The 17625-nt window shown below is 48.4% G+C and carries 16 protein-coding genes; 13 read left to right on the forward strand and 3 right to left on the reverse strand.

From position 1 onward, the window contains the following. The first annotated feature begins 24 nt into the window (after positions 1–24). From pyrD to rmf, 7 genes are all read left to right on the forward strand, one after another. A complete protein-coding gene (pyrD, locus tag C6Y40_RS20975) occupies positions 25–1032 on the forward strand; it encodes a quinone-dependent dihydroorotate dehydrogenase (protein ID WP_105936386.1) in 1008 nt (335 codons plus the stop codon). After that, positions 1032–3152, forward strand: coding sequence for a bifunctional 23S rRNA (guanine(2069)-N(7))-methyltransferase RlmK/23S rRNA (guanine(2445)-N(2))-methyltransferase RlmL (gene rlmKL, locus C6Y40_RS20980; RefSeq protein ID WP_105936346.1), 2121 nt, complete (start codon positions 1032–1034; stop codon positions 3150–3152). Before pyrD ends, rlmKL begins: the two co-directional genes overlap by 1 nt. Further along, positions 3149–3382: a glutaredoxin family protein gene (locus tag C6Y40_RS20985; protein ID WP_105936347.1), complete on the forward strand. Its 234-nt coding sequence runs from the start codon at positions 3149–3151 to the stop codon at positions 3380–3382. The genes rlmKL and C6Y40_RS20985 overlap by 4 nt, the downstream gene beginning before the upstream one ends. Further along, positions 3379–5301, forward strand: coding sequence for an ATP-binding cassette ATPase Uup (gene uup, locus C6Y40_RS20990; protein ID WP_105936348.1), 1923 nt, complete (start codon positions 3379–3381; stop codon positions 5299–5301). Before C6Y40_RS20985 ends, uup begins: the two co-directional genes overlap by 4 nt. 21 nt (positions 5302–5322) lie before the next feature. Beyond that, complete coding sequence (locus C6Y40_RS20995; protein ID WP_105936349.1) at positions 5323–7059, forward strand: DUF3466 family protein; 1737 nt, start codon at positions 5323–5325, stop codon at positions 7057–7059. Between the two features lie 88 nt (positions 7060–7147). Next, entirely contained in the window at positions 7148–7930 is a 783-nt protein-coding gene (locus tag C6Y40_RS21000; RefSeq protein ID WP_205664807.1) for a DUF817 domain-containing protein, read from the forward strand. 311 nt (positions 7931–8241) lie between these two features. Then, positions 8242–8418 (forward strand): ribosome modulation factor, encoded by a 177-nt coding sequence (rmf, locus tag C6Y40_RS21005; RefSeq protein WP_105936351.1) that lies wholly within the window; start codon positions 8242–8244, stop codon positions 8416–8418. A gap of 93 nt (positions 8419–8511) precedes the next feature. Here rmf and fabA read toward each other — a convergent pair whose 3' ends face one another. Continuing rightward, complete coding sequence (gene fabA, locus C6Y40_RS21010) at positions 8512–9030, reverse strand: 3-hydroxyacyl-[acyl-carrier-protein] dehydratase FabA (protein ID WP_105936352.1); 519 nt, start codon at positions 9028–9030, stop codon at positions 8512–8514. Between the two features lie 215 nt (positions 9031–9245). Between fabA and C6Y40_RS21015 the strand changes: the two genes are divergently transcribed. After that, positions 9246–9503, forward strand: a complete 258-nt coding sequence (locus C6Y40_RS21015) for a hypothetical protein (protein WP_105936353.1) — start codon at positions 9246–9248, stop codon at positions 9501–9503. A gap of 29 nt (positions 9504–9532) precedes the next feature. Here C6Y40_RS21015 and C6Y40_RS21020 read toward each other — a convergent pair whose 3' ends face one another. Further along, complete coding sequence (locus C6Y40_RS21020; protein WP_240622046.1) at positions 9533–10798, reverse strand: DASH family cryptochrome; 1266 nt, start codon at positions 10796–10798, stop codon at positions 9533–9535. A gap of 192 nt (positions 10799–10990) precedes the next feature. Here C6Y40_RS21020 and C6Y40_RS21025 point away from each other — a divergent pair, with 192 nt between their 5' ends. The 4 genes from C6Y40_RS21025 (at position 10991) to C6Y40_RS21040 (ending at position 15267) form a co-directional block, all read left to right on the forward strand. Continuing rightward, complete coding sequence (locus C6Y40_RS21025) at positions 10991–12418, forward strand: cryptochrome/photolyase family protein (RefSeq protein WP_105936355.1); 1428 nt, start codon at positions 10991–10993, stop codon at positions 12416–12418. Continuing rightward, a complete protein-coding gene (locus C6Y40_RS21030; RefSeq protein WP_105936356.1) occupies positions 12418–13950 on the forward strand; it encodes a cryptochrome/photolyase family protein in 1533 nt (510 codons plus the stop codon). Before C6Y40_RS21025 ends, C6Y40_RS21030 begins: the two co-directional genes overlap by 1 nt. Then, positions 13943–14092 carry a DUF2256 domain-containing protein gene (locus tag C6Y40_RS21035; protein ID WP_105936357.1) on the forward strand — a complete coding sequence of 50 codons (150 nt, stop codon included), beginning with the start codon at positions 13943–13945 and terminating at the stop codon, positions 14090–14092. The genes C6Y40_RS21030 and C6Y40_RS21035 overlap by 8 nt, the downstream gene beginning before the upstream one ends. Before the next feature lie 98 nt (positions 14093–14190). Further along, positions 14191–15267, forward strand: coding sequence for a zinc-binding metallopeptidase family protein (locus tag C6Y40_RS21040; protein WP_105936387.1), 1077 nt, complete (start codon positions 14191–14193; stop codon positions 15265–15267). Here C6Y40_RS21040 and C6Y40_RS21045 read toward each other — a convergent pair. Next, positions 15239–16000 carry a proteasome-type protease gene (locus tag C6Y40_RS21045; RefSeq protein WP_105936358.1) on the reverse strand — a complete coding sequence of 254 codons (762 nt, stop codon included), beginning with the start codon at positions 15998–16000 and terminating at the stop codon, positions 15239–15241. The two genes, C6Y40_RS21040 and C6Y40_RS21045, sit on opposite strands and share 29 nt — an antisense overlap. Before the next feature lie 168 nt (positions 16001–16168). Here C6Y40_RS21045 and C6Y40_RS21050 point away from each other — a divergent pair, with 168 nt between their 5' ends. Next, positions 16169–17623, forward strand: a complete 1455-nt coding sequence (locus C6Y40_RS21050; protein WP_105936359.1) for a circularly permuted type 2 ATP-grasp protein — start codon at positions 16169–16171, stop codon at positions 17621–17623. Positions 17624–17625: the final 2 nt, after the last annotated feature.

Below are 17625 nucleotides of genomic sequence, written 5' to 3' on the forward strand. Positions count from 1 at the left end.
TAATTTATGGCGCTATTACACTTCATGTACGAACTTATCCAAAAAGCTTTGCTTAACTGCGAACCCGAAAAGAGCCACGATTTCAGTATTAAATGGTTACACCGCACCCAGCGCACACCGCTGTCGGCACTGTACCGGGTAAACACTCCGGATAAGCCGGTGACGGTTGCAGGTGTTACCTTCAGAAATCCGGTAGGGCTTGCTGCCGGCCTGGATAAAAACGGTGAGTGCATTGATGCGTTTGCCGCCATGGGCTTTGGCTTTATAGAGGTTGGGACAGTCACACCTCGTCCGCAGCCGGGTAACCCCAAGCCGCGCTTGTTCCGTTTACCGGAAAAAAACGCCATCATTAATCGCATGGGGTTTAACAATAAAGGCGTAGATTATCTGGTTGACCAGGTAAAGGCCAGTCGATATGACGGCGCGCTGGGCATTAACATTGGCAAGAACAAAGACACCGAAGAAGCTAACGCGCTGGACGATTACTTAAAATGCCTCAACAAAGTGTATGAACATGCCAGTTATGTAACCATCAATATTTCCTCGCCAAACACGCCGGGTCTACGAAACCTGCAGTATGGCGAAGCACTGGAGGCGCTGCTGGGTGGTCTGAAAGAAGCCCAGGGCGCACTGGCTCAGGTGCACGGTAAGTATGTACCGCTGTTTATTAAAATTGCGCCGGATTTAAGCCCTGAAGAAGTGAATGGCATTGCCGAGTCGCTGATAAAATCAGAAATGGACGGCGTGATTGCCACCAATACAACGCTGGATCGCGAATCAGTGAAAGGCCTCGAGCATGCCAATGAAGCAGGTGGTTTAAGCGGTGAGGTGCTGGTGAATCAAAGCCAGCTGATCACCGAACAATTACACACAGCACTTAACGGTACAATGCCCATTATCGGGGTCGGCGGTATCCATGACGTCGCCAGTGCTAAAGCCCGAATGGCGGCCGGTGCCGAGCTTATTCAGGTATATTCTTCTTTTATTTATCAGGGACCAGCGTTAATTAAACAACTGGTTGAAGGCCTTTAATGTCTGTTTCACAAACTCAGCCCGGATTTTTAGTTACCACCAGTCGCGGTCTCGACGAGCTGCTCAAACAGGAGCTAAGCGAGCTTTGCCCTGATGCAGAGCTGGCCATAGCCCGTGGTGGCGTCAGGGTAAAAGGCAACTTACAGGCGGCCTATAAGGTATGTTTGTGGTCGCGCCTGGCTAACCGGGTTATCTGGATCTTAAACGAAGGTAACGCAGGCACGGCTGAAGCGCTATACGATAGCGCCCGCGACGTCGACTGGTCGCTGCATTTTGCCGTGAATAATACATTTTCAGTACAGTTTAATGGCAGCAGTAAAGCCTTTAATAATACTCAGTTCGGTGCCTTAAAAATCAAAGATGCGATTGTTGATCACTTCTATGAAGAAGACGGTTCGCGCCCTAACGTAGATCGCGACGTTCCGGATATCGTCATCAGCGGCCGTTTGCACCGCGATAAAGTACTCATTGGTATTGAGCTTTCTGGTGGCAGCCTGCACCAGCGCGCCTACCGTCAGGATACCGGCCTTGCCCCCTTAAAAGAGCATGTGGCGGCAGCCATGCTGATGCGTAGTGGCTGGGTTGCCAATATGGAGAAGCCGTTACTGGATCCCATGTGTGGTTCCGGTACGCTGGTCATCGAAGCTGCGCTCATGGCAAGGAATAAAGCCCCGGGTCTTGGCCGGACTCGCTGGGGGTTCAGCAAATGGCTGGGTCACCGGGAAGGTGACTGGCAGGCATTAATTGAAGACGCTAAGTCTGCCCAAATTCAGCCCGACGTTACGTTATTTGCCAGCGATATCGACCGTAAATTAATCGCCATTGCCAAACAGAATGCCAATGAGGCAGGGGTGTTTGAACTCATCGAGTTCAACGTGATTGATGCGACCAAATTTACCCCGCCTGCAGCCATAACTGAACCGGGCTATCTGGTGTCTAACCCGCCATATGGCGAGCGTTTAGGTGAGCTCACCGAACTTATTCCTTTGTTTGCTCAGTGGGGCGAGCAGTTAAAGCAACACTGGCAGGGCTGGCAGGTGTCGTTGTTAAGCAGTAACCGGGAATTATTACGGCTGTTAAAGCTGCGCGGGAATAAAGAATACAGCCTGATGAACGGCAAACTCGAGTGTAAACTGGTTAATTATCAGCTCGACGCCAACAACTGCCAACAGTTTGGTGACAGTCAGGATAACGATTTTGCCAACCGGCTGAAAAAGAATCTTAAAAAGCTTAAGCCCTGGCTCAAAAAACAGGATACCAACTGCTACCGTATTTATGACGCCGACTTGCCCGAATATAACGTAGCCATTGATGTATACGATGATTGCCTGGTAGTGCAGGAATACGCACCGCCTAAAACCATTGATGCCGAGAAAGCCCGTCGCCGTCTGCAGGAAGTACTGCTGTATTTACCGGCAGTCACAGGCGTACCGGCTAAGCAAATCATGCTCAAAGTGCGTGAGCAGAAAAAAGGCAAACAACAGTACGAAAAGGTGAATACCACCGGTAACCGTAAAGTGGTGTGGGAAAACGGCGCCAAACTCTACGTTAACCTCACCGATTACCTGGATACCGGTTTGTTTTTGGATCATCGTATTACCCGTCAGAAAGTCCGACAGATGGCCAATGGTAAAGACGTTCTAAACCTGTTTTCTTATACCGGCAGTGTGTCGGTTGCGGCGGCGCTTGGTGGTGCCCGCTCGGTAACAACAGTCGATATGTCCAACACCTACATCAACTGGGCGAAAGACAATTTTAAACTCAATCAACTCAACGGGGCGTACCACTTTGTACAATCCGATTGTTTGCAGTGGTTAGTCGGTCACAATGGTAAGTACGACCTGATTTTTGTTGATCCGCCGTCATTCTCCAACTCCAAGCGAATGGATACTACCTGGGACGTTCAGCGAGATCACGTGATGTTATTAACTCAGGTTCGACGCTGTCTGAATCCGGGCGGCATGATTGTGTTTTCTAACAATAAACGTGGGTTTAAGCTGGACAACGAGGCCATGGCAGAGCTGGGCTTAGCGGTTGATAATATCTCGGCACAAACCATTCCGCAGGATTTTGCCCGCCACAGCAACATTCACCAGTGCTATGTGTTGACCTTATCATGAAGATAGCGTTTTTTACCGGGCCACAGTGCTGTTTATGTGACGATGCGGATGAGCTGCTCAGGCAATCATCCGTCTACGAGCAACTGCAAATTACCAAACATAATATCCGTGATAATACCGACCATTATCATTTGTACGCGGTGCGTATACCGGTATTAAAGCGTGAGGATAACGGCGTAGAACTTGGCTGGCCGTTTACGCTCGATGAACTGGAGCTGTTTCTGAAGTGAGTGTGTTACAACTTAAAAATATTTCTGTCCTATTTGGCACGCCGCCTTTGCTCGACGGTGTTGAACTTGTGGTTCAACCGGGCGAGCGGGTATGTATTGTGGGCCGCAACGGCAGTGGTAAATCCACCCTGATGAAAGTGATCAGTGGCGATGTGATCCCCGATGACGGCCAGCGCGTTGTGGAACGGGATACCATTATTGCTCGTCTTGAGCAGGATCCGCCGCAAACCACTGACATTGCCTTATTTGATTACGTGGCCGAAGGACTGGCTGAAGTGGGCGATATTCTTAAAGGCTATTTCAAACAAATTCAGTTGGTCACAGACGATCCCAGCGAAAAAAACCTCAACAAGTTGCAGACGCTACAGGAGCAGCTTGAAATTCAGAATGCCTGGCAATTTGAACAAAAAATTGAACAGACGCTGACCATGTTACAACTGGATGGCAATGCCTCGCTGGCATCGCTGTCGGGTGGTTGGCGACGAAAGGCAGCGCTGGCGCGCTCGCTGGTACGTTCGCCGGATATTCTGTTGCTCGATGAGCCCACCAACCATCTGGACGTGCAAATGATCCGCTGGCTGGAACAAAGCCTGCAGCAGTATCAGGGCGCCATTGTGTTCATCAGTCACGACCGGGCGTTTATCCGAGCCATGGCTACCCGCATCGTGGATTTAGACCGTGGCCAGCTCACCAGCTACCCGGGTAATTACCAGACGTACCTGGATAAAAAAGAGCACGACCTGGAGGTGGAAGCCAGCCAGCAGGCAGAGTTTGACAAAAAGCTGGCTCAGGAAGAAGTCTGGATCCGTCAGGGGATTAAAGCCCGGCGTACCCGTAATGAAGGCCGGGTGCGGGCGCTGAAAAAGCTCCGCGAAGAGCGCGCTGCCCGCCGTGAACTCACTGGAAATGCAGCTATGGCGCAGCAGGCCGCGGCTCGTTCCGGAAAATTGGTGTTTGAAACCCAGGCCTTAAGCTATGCCATTGAAGGCAAGACTATTGTACAAGACCTGGATTTAACCGTATTGCGCGGCGATAAGATTGCCCTGATTGGCCCTAACGGCTGTGGTAAAAGTACTTTAATCAAGTTGCTGTTAGGCGAGCTTGAGCCGGTATCCGGCAGTAGTCGGCAGGGGGCTAACCTGGAAGTGGCGTATTTTGACCAGCACCGTCTGGGCCTGGATTTAGAAAAATCAGTAATTGATGTCGTGGCTGATGGTAAGCGAGACTTAATGGTCAACGGCCATCCTCGTCATGTTATCAGCTATCTGCAGGATTATCTGTTTACCCCGGAGCGAGTCAATGCGCCGGTGAAGTCTTTATCCGGTGGCGAGAAAAACCGTCTGATGATAGCGCGTTTAATGCTTAAACCCAGTAATGTGCTTATTCTGGATGAACCAACCAATGATTTGGACGTGGAAACTCTCGAAATGCTCGAGACGTTATTGATTAATTACACAGGTACGGTGATTTTAGTCAGCCACGATCGCGAATTTGTTGATAATGTTGTAAATTCCAGTTTGCTGTTTACCGAAAACGGCAAAGTAGAGGAATTTGTCGGCGGTTATTCTGATATAGAGAGCTGGTATGCCGGGCAGGGGAAGTCCATTTATATTTCTTCCGCTAAATCGGTAAAAAATGAAACTAAATCAGAAAAAGCCAGTCCGACTGCAAAGGCTTCTCCGCGCAAGGCGAAAAAGTTATCATATAAAGATCAACGCGAACTCGATAACTTACCTGCGCTAATTGAGAAATTAGAAAAACAGGTAGAAGAACAACAGACGCTGGTGAATGATCCTGAATTTTTTAAACAGGACAGCGAACAGACCAGCGCCGTACTCAATGCGCTAGCTGAGAGTGAAGAACAATTATCCCAGGCTTATGCGCGCTGGGACGAACTAGAAAGTATGCTGGAAGATTGACAGCAGTAAACAGGATTTTGAATGAAACTAAAACAGCTTGCATCTGCAGTAATCCTTGCAACCTCCGCGGTCACTGCCGTTGCAGTATCGCCATTAGCGACTGCAGCAACCTATGATTTAACCCTGGCACCGGTGCAGGACAAATCATTTTTTAACTTTGCTCAGTCCATTGATAACACGGGCACCATGGTGGTGGTGAGTGAGTCGGAATATAATCCGCCAATCGACCTGTCGATACTGGACTTTGAAAACGAGCTATTTACCGATCGCTTTGAAGATCCTGAAGCGGTTCAACAGGGGGTATTCAGTAATGCCGACTACCAGGCGCTGTATGCCTATGTTGTGAACGGTCGCAGTGGCAGCAACGGTATCAATATTCTTATTCAGTCATTAGCGACTTATCGTAGTTATCATGGCGATACGGTGACTGCCGATTTAATCCCCGGCTTTGACGTTATTGATGAAACCTTCGAAGACTACACCCGCAGTGCCTATAGCCAGGTAAATGACTCCGTAGGTGGCGACTTCTTTGTGGGCGCCGGCAGCACGCCGTTTTTCAAAGTGGATTACACCGATGAAGACAGTAATGAGTTTACTTATATCGTAAACGACACGCTGACTCAGGCTTTCGTTGAAGCTAATGGTGTAACCACGGCTTTGCCACCAACGATGCCAGGCGATACCGGTATTAATGGCTTCAGTGAAGCCTTTGCCATCAATGAACCGTTACAAGTGGCTGGCTGGGGCAGCGTTGCGCTTACTGAAGATTATCAAACTGATATCGACGAGTGCTATGATGATGAAACCCGGGGCGATACGCCGGTAGAGCTATGTATCTACAATCTGGCCAGAAGCATTACGGCTGGCAGTTACCGCCGTGCGGTAACCTGGCAACTGGATGCCCAGGGCAACGTATTGTCCTCTACCCAGTACGGTATGGTGTTTGAACCGGCAGAAGATGAAGACTCTACGGGGTACACCAGTACCGCTTATGCCATCAACAACAATGGCATCGCAGTAGGTACCTCTCATACTGGTGAGCGTATTATTTATACATTACCAGGTGGCCGGGCGGCTTATTACGCCAATATTGTTGCTGCTACCTTCGCCAATGGTGAAACCACAGAGTTGTTACCTCGTGAAGAAAACCTTAGCAGTTCAGCGGTAGATATTAACGACGATAACTGGGTTGTCGGTACTGTGCTGCGCGAGAACAACGGTGTGGCCCGTAACCAGATGTTTATCTATAACATCGACAGCGGTGAGTCGGAATATCCGCAAGGTTTCTTCCAGACAGCCGCGGTCACTCCACGTGCTATCAACAATAACGGCATTGTTGTAGGCGAGGGCGAATACGAGTCAGATGTGCAGACGGGTCGTCAGTTACGCGCCTTTATGTACGACATGAATGTGGGTGAGTTTGTTGATCTTAATACGCTTCTTACCTGTGAACAGCGTGAGCAGTATACGTTGGTCACCGCTATGGACATAAACGATAATGACGAAATTATTGCCAATGCCCGCTACATTTCAACACAGCGCTACATTACCGGTGAAGAAGTATTAACCGATGCAGGTGATACCGTTGAGACAGACCGTGTTGTCGCCGTTAAGCTTACGCCTAACAGCACCGGCAGCATTGAGCAGTGTGATGGTGTTGAAGAAGCACCTTATGAGCGCCAGGGAGCCTCAGCAAGCTGGTATGGCATTGCGTTGTTATCGTTGCTGGCCGTGTTCCGCCGCCGCGTTAAAAAATAAACAACCGTTACACCAAAAATCATTCAAAGTGCCCGGCAATTAGCCGGGTGTTTTTTACTGACCAACGCTAATAATAAAACCAACAACGGTGAAGCAATTTATCAGGGAACTGTGGATATTCGGACTTAAGCAGGCCAATGCCTGTATATTTGGCGGCTTTTTGCTGGCACTAATGATAGGCACGAACCTCTGGTATCCGCTGGACGAATTGCACCGTTACGACTTTATATTCATCGCCGCGATAGTATTTCAGGTTGTCCTGCTGGTTTTAAAACTGGAAACGCTCAGGGAATCGCTGGTCATCATTGTTTTTCATCTGGTGGCCACAGTGATGGAGTTATTCAAGACATCAGATGCCATTGGTTCCTGGACGTATCCTGAAGCTTATGTATTTGGTATCGGCAACGTGCCTTTATTTACCGGCTTTATGTACAGTGCGGTGGGGAGCTATATTGCCCGCGTATGGCGGATATTTGAGTTTGAATATAGTCATTATCCACCTAAAAAACTCACCGTGGCTTTAGTTTGCCTGATCTATATTAATTTCTTTTCGCATCACTTTATCCCGGATTTTCGCTGGCTATTACTGGCTGCTACCGTGGTAATGTTTTACCGCACCCGTATCTATTTTCGGATCATTAAAACACACCGCTATATGCCATTATTGCTTGGCTGGTTTCTGGTGGCTTTATTTATCTGGTTGGCAGAAAATATCGCAACATTTGCTAATATCTGGATATACCCTAATCAGCATGAAGAATGGAAAATGGTGTCTCTAGCCAAGCTGAGTTCGTGGTATTTGTTGATGTTGCTGAGCTTTGTACTCGTATCGTTAATTAACACCCTGAATATTCGTATAATTAAGCGCTAAATAACTGCTATATAAGCATAAATTGCATCTAAAAAGTGGTCATAATTCGACCTGTACCAACTTGCAATGCTTTTTAGACCAATTTTTTTTAAATGCTGAAACAATTATGAAAAAAAAATGTAATATAAAATGAATAGAAATTTCAGATCGTTATAGTTTGTCAAGCGTAAAAAAAACGAATCGCTCTTGAACCAAAACCAGCCTTGCACTATCTAATAAATAGTGCTCAGAAAACGCCACACTACCACTGATTTTGTATTGAGTTGCTGGCCTATTCTGTTCACTGTTAACCCAACAAATGAGGCTATTCAATGAAAAGACAAAAAAGAGATAAACTGACTCGCGCTCACGCTAAAGGCTATCAGGCAGGAATCAGCGGTCGCTCTAAGGAAATATGTCCCTTTCAAACGAGCGATACTCGCTCAGAATGGTTAGGCGGGTACAGAGAGGCCATGGAAGACCGCCAGTTAGGTGTGGTGGTTCGTTAACATCTCTTGAGTCAAAGCCCCGTAAAAGGGGCTTTTTTCTTGGCAATACTGTTAGCACAAAGACTATCAGGTAGCTAAAGGTAGCAGCCAATGTTAGAAAGCGCTGGTATCCTGAAACAGACCCACTTTCAGGTCTTTCGCAGAGTAAATTTCACGGCCGTCAACTTCTACAATGCCATCTGCAAGGCCCATAAATAACCGACGTTTAACTACACGCTTCATTTGAATTTTATAAGTCACTTTTTTTGCCGTAGGCAGGATCTGACCGGTAAATTTCACTTCACCAACCCCTAATGCGCGACCTTTGCCCGGACCACCGCTCCAGCCCAAGAAAAAGCCCACCAGCTGCCACATGGCATCAAGGCCCAAACAACCAGGCATTACCGGATCGCCAGGGAAGTGGCAGTCAAAAAACCATAAATCCGGCGTGATATCTAATTCAGCAATAATCTGGCCTTTACCAAACTCACCGCCTTCATCAGTGATCAGACTCACACGGTCCATCATAAGCATGTTAGGAGCCGGAAGCTGGCTGTTACCCGGGCCGAACATATCGCCGCGACTACAGGCTAACAGGTCTTCTTTGCTAAAACTGGATTGTTTCGTTGTCATTGTATTCCCATCGATTATTTTTAACGTGCGTAATTTAGCGAACACTTGTACGCTAAACAACTCTGAACAGTAATTTTTTTGCCGTCAGGCAAGGATATACTCTAATTTTAGGCTAAAATGCGCGAAGTGGTGCACAACCTTAGTGACCACCTTTGATTCAGGGAACTAAACGGCGGTTGTTGCACTACAAAAATTTCGACTAAATACAGGGTATCATGACAGAATCTAAGAAAAATCCACGTGCTAATGCTGATAAACAAAAACGCTTCCGCGAACGCCAGCGTGAAGCCGGTAAGCGTCAGGTCAGAGGTTATGTGACGCCAGAGGCATTAAGCTGTTATGAAGAAATACAGGAAAAGACCGGCTGGAATGACAGCGAAGTACTGTCAAACTCCATTCGGTTAATGTATGCGGCTTACCGCTGTGGCCAGGTAAAGCTATTAAACGAATGGCTTAAGGATCACAACCGTTAAGCGCAACTACGTTGGCTGGCATAACCGGCTCATGACCAGAGGCTGACGAATTTACCGTCAGGATCGTACATCTGCGCTTGTTTCTCAATATTGAAATGGCGCAGACCACGGGGATCGCTGCCTACACCGGCCAGATACTGCCAGTTTCCCCAGTTGGCTCCCACATCGTAATCAATCAGTTGCTGTTCAAAATAGGCTGCGCCATATCGCCAGTGTTCATCGAGTTCGTTGACCAGATAACTGGCCGCCCATTGTCTGGCCCGATTGGACATATAGCCAGTCGCATTCAATTGTCGCATGCAGGCATTTATCTGCGCGTTGTCAGTGGTGCCTTGTTGCCAGTCCAGCAACGAAGCAGATGGCTGCATGCTTGGAGTCGTTTGCTGTTGGATGCCGCCCGGGGCAAACCACTTGGCACCATGTTTTACTTGCAGCCACCAGAAAAATTCCCGCCACAGTAATTCAAAGTAGAGCCAGTAAGTAGAGTCGTTTGCGCCGTGCTCTGCTTCAAATCGTTTTAATTCTGCATAAATGCGGCGCGGAGAAATACAACCGTTGGCCAGCCAGGCCGAGAATTTGCTCGAATAATCCCAGCCGTCGAGGCCGTTGCGTGTTTCTTTGTACTGGCTAATAAGGTGTTTATCGAAAAAATAATACTTAAGCTGTTTCTGCGCGGCATGTTCTCCGCCGTTATAAGATGAAGAGTTCCCTCGCTGTAATGGCAGTGATGGCCAGTCGGTTTGCAGCGCAATGGGAGGCGGAGGTATCAGCGCGGCGGGCTCCACAGTAGGGAGCGGTGTCATGGCTTTTTCAACTTTTTTACGGAACGGGCTGAATTTATCAGGCATCGCGCTTACTTCAAACGGCAGGTTCGTTGGCTTGAACAGGCTGTTATTACTGCCCGTGATCACATGCACCCCAGGATACTTTGCGGTGAGTTGCTTAAGCTGTTCCCGTTCATTGAGCCCCGGATACTCACCGACACCGAGTATATCAACACCATAAGCCTTTATAAGTTGAGCAATCTCTTCTACTGGCTCACCGGTGACAACCAGCAGCGTTTGCTGGTAGTTATTTAATTGCTGATTTAGCGCACAGAGTGATTCGTACAAAAATTGCTGACGGTGGTGCCCCATGGCGCAATAACCAAACTGATTGGGGGTAAACCATTCTTCGTCGATGCAATACACCAGCATTAATTTTTGGCAACGCGAAGCCAGCTCTGTTAATACCGGCTGATCGTCGAGGCGTAAATCGTGTCTGAACCAGTACAGGCCCGTTTTAGAAGAAGTCATATTCATAGCAGTCTTTACGATGTCCTTATCGATATGGATTTAAGCATAGATGAGAAAATTTAAAATAAACAGTCCGCCTGTTTTAATGGCTAAATTAACCCATAATCCATGGTGATGATTGCGATCGTTTTCAGGCTATTTACGTACAAAGCAGGGCACATCAAAAACAACGATTAAAAAAGGAACAATAGAGTGAGTCAGCCCGTATGTATTGTATGGTTCCGGCAGGATTTACGCGTAATTGATAACCCGGCATTGCTTGCAGCAGTTGAGCACGGCACCGTGGTACCGGTGTATATTTTTGACACAGAGCTCGATGAGGCTGACCAACCTGGTGGGGCTTCAAACTGGTGGCTTCATCATTCTCTGGTTTCACTGAACAAGCGTCTTAATGGTCACCTGCAGTGCTTTACCGGTGAGCCAAAGAAGATCCTCACCGAATTAGTCGATAAATTCAGTGCTCAGGCGATATTCTGGAACCGTTGCTACGAGCCGGCGGTTATCGACAGAGACAAGGAGATAAAACAGACCTTGCGCGAACGCGATTGCCTGGTCAGTAGCTTTAACGGATCACTGCTGTGGGAGCCAATGAGTATCCGCAAGCAGGACGGCGGCGTATACCGTGTGTTTACCCCTTACTACCGTAAAGGCTGTCTGCAGGCTTCAGCCCCTCGTTATCCGTCTTCTGCGCCCGAACGAATTACCTACGCCGACGTAGCAAATGAAGGGCACGGCATCGATGATGCCGGACTGCTACCAGAGATAAACTGGGACAGTGAATTTGCCAAACACTGGAAACCGGGCGAAGAGGGCGCTGCTGACAAACTCAGTGAATTTATTCAACACGCGGCAAAAGGGTATCAGGATCAACGTAACATCCCTTCGGTACGGGGCACATCCCGCTTATCCCCGCACCTGCACTTTGGCGAAATCTCGCCTAATCAGGTGTGGTATGCGCTGCTAAATGCCTTTGACGATGAGAGTAGTAGTGACCTGGATTGTTTTTTAAGTGAGCTGGGCTGGCGTGAGTTCAGCTACTACCTGCTGTTTCATTTTCCTGACATTACCGATAAAAATTTTAACAGCCAGTTTGATAAATTTAAGTGGCTTAATCAGGACGAAAAATACACCGCCTGGACCAAAGGCAAAACCGGTATCCCCATTGTCGACGCAGGTATGCGCGAGCTGTGGCAAACCGGCTATATGCATAACCGGGTAAGAATGATTGTCGGCTCGTTTTTAGTCAAGAATCTGCTTATCGACTGGCGTAAAGGTGAACGCTGGTTCTGGGACTGCCTGGTAGACGCCGACCGGGCCAGTAACGCTGCCAGCTGGCAATGGGTCGCGGGATCAGGTGCGGATGCGGCGCCGTATTTCCGCATTTTTAACCCGGTACTCCAGGGAGAAAAATTCGATAAGCAGGGCAGTTATGTAAAAAAATACTGCCCTGAGCTTGCCAACATGCCAGACAAATACCTCCACAAACCCTGGGATGCGCCCAAAGAGGTATTGAAAAAAGCCGGTGTGGAACTGGGCAGCACCTATCCCAAGCCCATTGCTGACCTCAAGCAATCGCGCCAGCGCGCACTCGACGCGTACGCGGACACTAAGGAGGATTAATGGCCGGGGTATTACGTTTAGTACTGGGCGATCAGCTCTCCCGCGAGATGTCGTGCCTGAGGGAGTGCAACAAATCACAGGATAATATCCTGCTTGCCGAGGTGCGCGAAGAAGCCACCTATGTGAAGCATCACAAGAAAAAGATTGTGTTGTTATTTTCGGCCATGCGCCACTTCGCTAAAGCGTTAAGCGACGACGGTTACGATGTTATTTACCGGCGCTACGACGATGATAATAATCAGGGGTCGCTGCTCAATGAAGTTAAACTCGCGTGCAGCCAACACAGTTTTGACAAAGTTGTAGTGACGTTTCCCGGTGAATACCGGCTACTCAAGAGCATGCAGCAGTGGCAACATCAGCTGGAAATACCGGTTGAAATTTGCGATGACGATCGCTTTATTGCCTCGCTTGAGCAGTTCAGCGAGTGGGCCGAAGGGCGCAAACAATGGCGCATGGAGTATTTTTACCGGGAAATGCGCAAGTTAACCGGGCTGTTGATGGAAGACGATAAACCCATCGGCGGTAAATGGAACTACGATCAGGATAATCGCAAGTCACTACCGGCGGAGGTGTCTCCGCCTAAGCCTTATACTGTCTCGCCGGATGACATTACCAGCGAAGTGATTGAACTGGTAGAAGCTGAGTTTGCCGATCACATGGGGGATGCTAAAGACTTCAATTATGCCGTAACCCGCGACGAAGCATTAGAGGTACTCGATCAGTTTATAGAACAGCGCTTTAAAGAGTTTGGCGATTATCAGGATGCCATGCGCGAGGGCAACGTGTGGCTGTTTCATTCCCACTTGTCATTCTATCTCAACTGCGGGTTATTGCTGCCCATGGAGGTGATGAAAGCGGCGGAACAGGCCTACTTCGACGGCGTCGCACCGCTCAATGCGGTAGAAGGCTTTATTCGTCAGATCCTGGGCTGGCGGGAATACGTTCGGGGTTTTTACTGGCACTGCATGCCGGACCTGCAGCAGGAAAATTATTTTAATCATCAGCGCAAGTTGCCAGACTTTTACTGGAGTGGGCATACCAATATGAACTGCATGCGCCAGTGCATTGGCGATACTAAACGCCATGCTTACGCGCATCACATCCAGCGTTTAATGGTGATAGGTAATTTTAGTTTGCTGGCCGGATTATCGGTTGAAGCGGTAAATGAATGGTACCTGCTGGTGTATGCCGACGCCTTTGAATGGGTGGAAATGCCCAATGTAAGCGGCATGATCCTGTTTGCTGATGGCGGTAATCTGGCCAGTAAACCCTATGTGGCGAGTGGTCAGTACATCAATCGGATGTCGGATTATTGCAAAAACTGCGGCTATGCGGTGTCTAAAAAGACCGGTAAAAACGCGTGTCCGTTTAACTACTTATACTGGGACTTTTTAATTAAGCACCGCGATAAACTAAGCAAAAATCACCGAATGGGGCTTATCTATAAAAGCCTCGATCGGATGTCCCAGGATACGGTGGATGCCATGCAGGAACAGGCAGAGCAGTTACTTTCGGCTATTGACGATGCGTAAAGCGGATTTACCCCGTAAAATATGCCCGGTATGCCAGCGTCCGTTTATGTGGCGTAAGAAATGGGAAAAAAACTGGGCGGAAGTAAAGTACTGTTCAAAGCGCTGCAGTAGTGCCCGTTCACGACACACCACAGCAAAATAATCGTCATGTAGTGAAACTGTCATTACTTTGCTGTGATATCCTTTGCTACTATAGTCTTAGTAAGCTAATTGCAGTTTGCCAGAACAGAAGCAAAAGATTTGAAAACTTATACTTGTCAGTGTGGTAACACTTTATATTTCGCCAATAGCCAGTGCTTGTCCTGCCAGCGCCCGGTGGGGTTTTTGTCGGATGCCAAGGTGATTTCCTCCTGCGACATTGATGCAGACGGTAACTGGATAGCTGGCCACAATGGGCAGGCTTACCGCCAGTGCAGCAATTATGCAAAGCAGAATATCTGCAACTGGCTGGTACCGGCTGAAATCGAACAGAATCTTTGTCCGTCCTGCCAACTTACCGATACCATTCCCGATTTGTCGAAACCGGACAACATCAAACTCTGGTTTCGAATGGAGCAGGCCAAGCGGCATCTACTCTACACGTTGTATAAGCTTGAGTTGCCGGTTATAGGTAAACGGCATAATCCTCGCGGGTTATCTTTTCGTTTTCTCGAAGACCAGGTGGTACAGGCGTTGTACGACCGGGAACTCACCGTGCAAAACACGGTGTTAACCGGTCACAGTAATGGGGTGATTACAATAAACCTCAGAGAAGCCGAGGAGACCAAGCGCCTGGCTATGCGAGAGCTAATGAACGAACGCTACCGTACGTTGATTGGTCACTTTCGCCATGAGTCAGGCCATTATTACTGGGATGTGCTGATCAAAGGCAGTCTGTATATTGAGGCCTTCAGAGCGTTATTTGGTGACGAGCGTAAGGATTATCAGCAAAGTCTGGAAAACTACTATGCCAACGGGCCTGCCGCTGACTGGCAACAACGCTGTATCAGTGCCTATGCCAGCATGCATCCATGGGAAGACTGGGCCGAGACCTGGGCGCACTATCTGCATATGGTAGATACCCTGGAAACAGCCAACGAATATGAAACGAGTCTGGAAAACCGGTTGCTCTCCAACCCGCTAAATGCCGATCATCCGCATACCGCCAGTTACAATGAAGAAAGTTTTGATACCTTAATTGACGACTGGGATCAGCTCACTAACCTGCTTAACTCTCTGAATAACAGCATGGGTCTGGACGATGCTTATCCGTTTGTAATCAACGACAAGACCCGTGAAAAGCTCCATTTTATTCACCTGCTGGTTCGTCCGCTTTAACCTTTTCCCAGTCAAACCGGGGCAATTGTTCAAACGCGCGGTGCAGGCCGTCTGTCCACTGTTTTTTCATGGATTTGTACATCGGGCTGTTTAAGGTGTAGGTGTGATGGAAGGGCTCATCGAGAGAGTCATCCTGATACATCGCCAGTTCAATAGGCGGCCCCACAGAAATATTACTGCGAATAGTCGAATCCAGTGACACCATAGCACAACGCGCGGCGTCCTCCAGCGTTGTGGTTTTAGCAATAATACGATCCAGAATTGGCTTTCCGTACTTGGTTTCACCAATTTGCAGGTAGGGCGTGTCTTCCGACGCGCTGATAAAATTACCCTGCGGATAGATGTGAAAAATTTCCGCTGCCTGACCGGCTATTTGCCCGCCAAGAATAAAATTAGACTCTGCACTGGCGTTGGATTTTTCCATCGCTTTCTCGTGCAGCGTTTGTTCTGCCTGACTAAGCTTGCCAATGTATTGCGCTACTTCATAAAGCTGCTTGCCGTGACGCAAGCTGAATTCGGCGTCCGGATCGTTAAGGTCGCGATTAATGGCATTCATAACTGCCTGAGAAGTTGCCAGGCTGCCGGATGTCATCAGCACACAAACGCGCTCTCCGGGCCAGCAGTAACGGCGCATTTTACTGTACGTAGCGACGTAATCGACACCGGCATTGGTGCGCGAATCTGATGCAAAAACTAATCCGCGATTTACTTTTAGGGCTAAACAATAGGTCAAGGGAAACTCTCTGAAAACACACGAAAAACAATAACGATAGCATGGAGTGATTCAGCGCATTTTTCCAGATCAATTTGTCATCAATTTGTCATTATTTTCGTTGCAATTTCAGTCAAAAGTCGCTTAGATGGTATTTTGTATACCGAAAATAAGCTCTAGGGATTGTAGATGGCAATAAGATGGGGAAATTATCGGGCAGGGGAGTTTTACGATGAACTCATTCGCGTTGCAAATAAACCGCGTCCTGCTGCAGAAGAAATTTGTAAATACCTGCGCAACCTTACTGACCAGGAATTAGAAGAATATAAAACCGCCGCCAACACCGCTATCCATGTAATGGGTATTACCTTTACGGTGTATACCGAAGAAGAGGGCTCAATCGACAGAGCCTGGCCGTTCGACATTATCCCCCGCATTATCGACAAAAAAGAATGGCTGCAAATTGAAAAGGGCCTTAAACAGCGTGTAAAAGCGCTCAACATGTTTATAGACGATTTGTACAACGAGCAGCGTATTCTTGAAGCTGGAGTTGTGCCTAAAAGCCTGCTGGATGCGTCGAAGAACTTTTTACCTGAGTGTATGGGCATTAAACCTAAACACGGGGTATGGGCGCATATTTGTGGCTCGGATCTGGTGCGCGATCACAATGGCACTGTTTACGTACTGGAAGATAACCTACGGGTACCGTCGGGTGTATCTTACATGCTAGAAAATCGCCATGTGATGAAACGTGTGTTCCCGGATATGTTTGAAAAATACAACATTCTGCCGGTTGACGATTACCCGTCGCAGTTGTACGACATGCTTACCCAGTTGTCGCCGCGCGACATTGAACAGCCCGAAGTAGTGGTACTAACACCGGGAATTTATAACTCCGCCTATTTTGAGCACGCCTATCTTGCACAGCAGATGGGGGCCGAACTGGTGGTAGGCAGTGATTTAGTCGTCGCTGACGACGACATTGTGTATATGCGTACCGTTGACGGCCTGTCGCGGGTGGATGTTATTTACCGTCGAATCGATGATGCCTTTCTCGATCCGGAAGCTTTCCGGGAAGACTCCATGCTGGGTGTGCCCGGATTAATGCGGGCCTGGAAAGCCGGTAACGTAGGCCTGGCCAATGCACCGGGCGCCGGCGTTGCCGACGATAAGGTAGTGTATGCTTTTGTGCCTGAGATCATTAAATTCTATCTCGATGAAGAGCCGCTACTGCCTAATGTACCCACCTATAAGTGTGTTAATAAAGACGAACGGGATTACGTTATTGAGAACATTGAAAAGATGGTAGTCAAACCGGCTAATGAATCGGGCGGCTATGGCATGCTGATTGGTCCTCACGCCACTAAAGCAGAACGTGAAAAATTTGTTCGCCTTATCCGTCGTGACCCCCGTAATTACGTGGCTCAGCCCATGTTGTTGTTATCGACCGCTCCTACTATTATCGGCACTAAAGCCGAACCCCGACATCTTGACCTCAGACCGTTTATCTTAAGCGGCAATGACATCAGCGTGACCACTGGCGGGCTTACCCGGGTAGCCATGCGTAAAGGCTCTACTGTGGTTAATTCGTCGCAGGGTGGTGGTAGTAAAGATACCTGGATTGTAGACATGGAGGCCGACTAACG

It is taken from the genome of Marisediminitalea alba, from assembly GCF_002993365.1.
Classification (GTDB): Bacteria; Pseudomonadota; Gammaproteobacteria; order Enterobacterales; family Alteromonadaceae; genus Alteromonas; species Alteromonas alba.

What these genes read in the sequence shown, in the direction of transcription:
- C6Y40_RS21035 (WP_105936357.1), top strand. Translation starts at nt 13,943, where the DNA reads ATGCGTAAAGCGGATTTACCCCGTAAAATATGCCCGGTATGCCAGCGT.
- rmf (WP_105936351.1), top strand. Translation starts at nt 8,242, where the DNA reads ATGAAAAGACAAAAAAGAGATAAACTGACTCGCGCTCACGCTAAAGGC.
- C6Y40_RS21030 (WP_105936356.1), top strand. Translation starts at nt 12,418, where the DNA reads ATGGCCGGGGTATTACGTTTAGTACTGGGCGATCAGCTCTCCCGCGAG.
- C6Y40_RS21020 (WP_240622046.1), bottom strand. Translation starts at nt 10,798, where the DNA reads ATGACTTCTTCTAAAACGGGCCTGTACTGGTTCAGACACGATTTACGC.
- fabA (WP_105936352.1), bottom strand. Translation starts at nt 9,030, where the DNA reads ATGACAACGAAACAATCCAGTTTTAGCAAAGAAGACCTGTTAGCCTGT.
- C6Y40_RS20995 (WP_105936349.1), top strand. Translation starts at nt 5,323, where the DNA reads ATGAAACTAAAACAGCTTGCATCTGCAGTAATCCTTGCAACCTCCGCG.
- C6Y40_RS20985 (WP_105936347.1), top strand. Translation starts at nt 3,149, where the DNA reads ATGAAGATAGCGTTTTTTACCGGGCCACAGTGCTGTTTATGTGACGAT.
- C6Y40_RS21050 (WP_105936359.1), top strand. Translation starts at nt 16,169, where the DNA reads ATGGCAATAAGATGGGGAAATTATCGGGCAGGGGAGTTTTACGATGAA.
- C6Y40_RS21015 (WP_105936353.1), top strand. Translation starts at nt 9,246, where the DNA reads ATGACAGAATCTAAGAAAAATCCACGTGCTAATGCTGATAAACAAAAA.
- pyrD (WP_105936386.1), top strand. Translation starts at nt 25, where the DNA reads ATGTACGAACTTATCCAAAAAGCTTTGCTTAACTGCGAACCCGAAAAG.
- rlmKL (WP_105936346.1), top strand. Translation starts at nt 1,032, where the DNA reads ATGTCTGTTTCACAAACTCAGCCCGGATTTTTAGTTACCACCAGTCGC.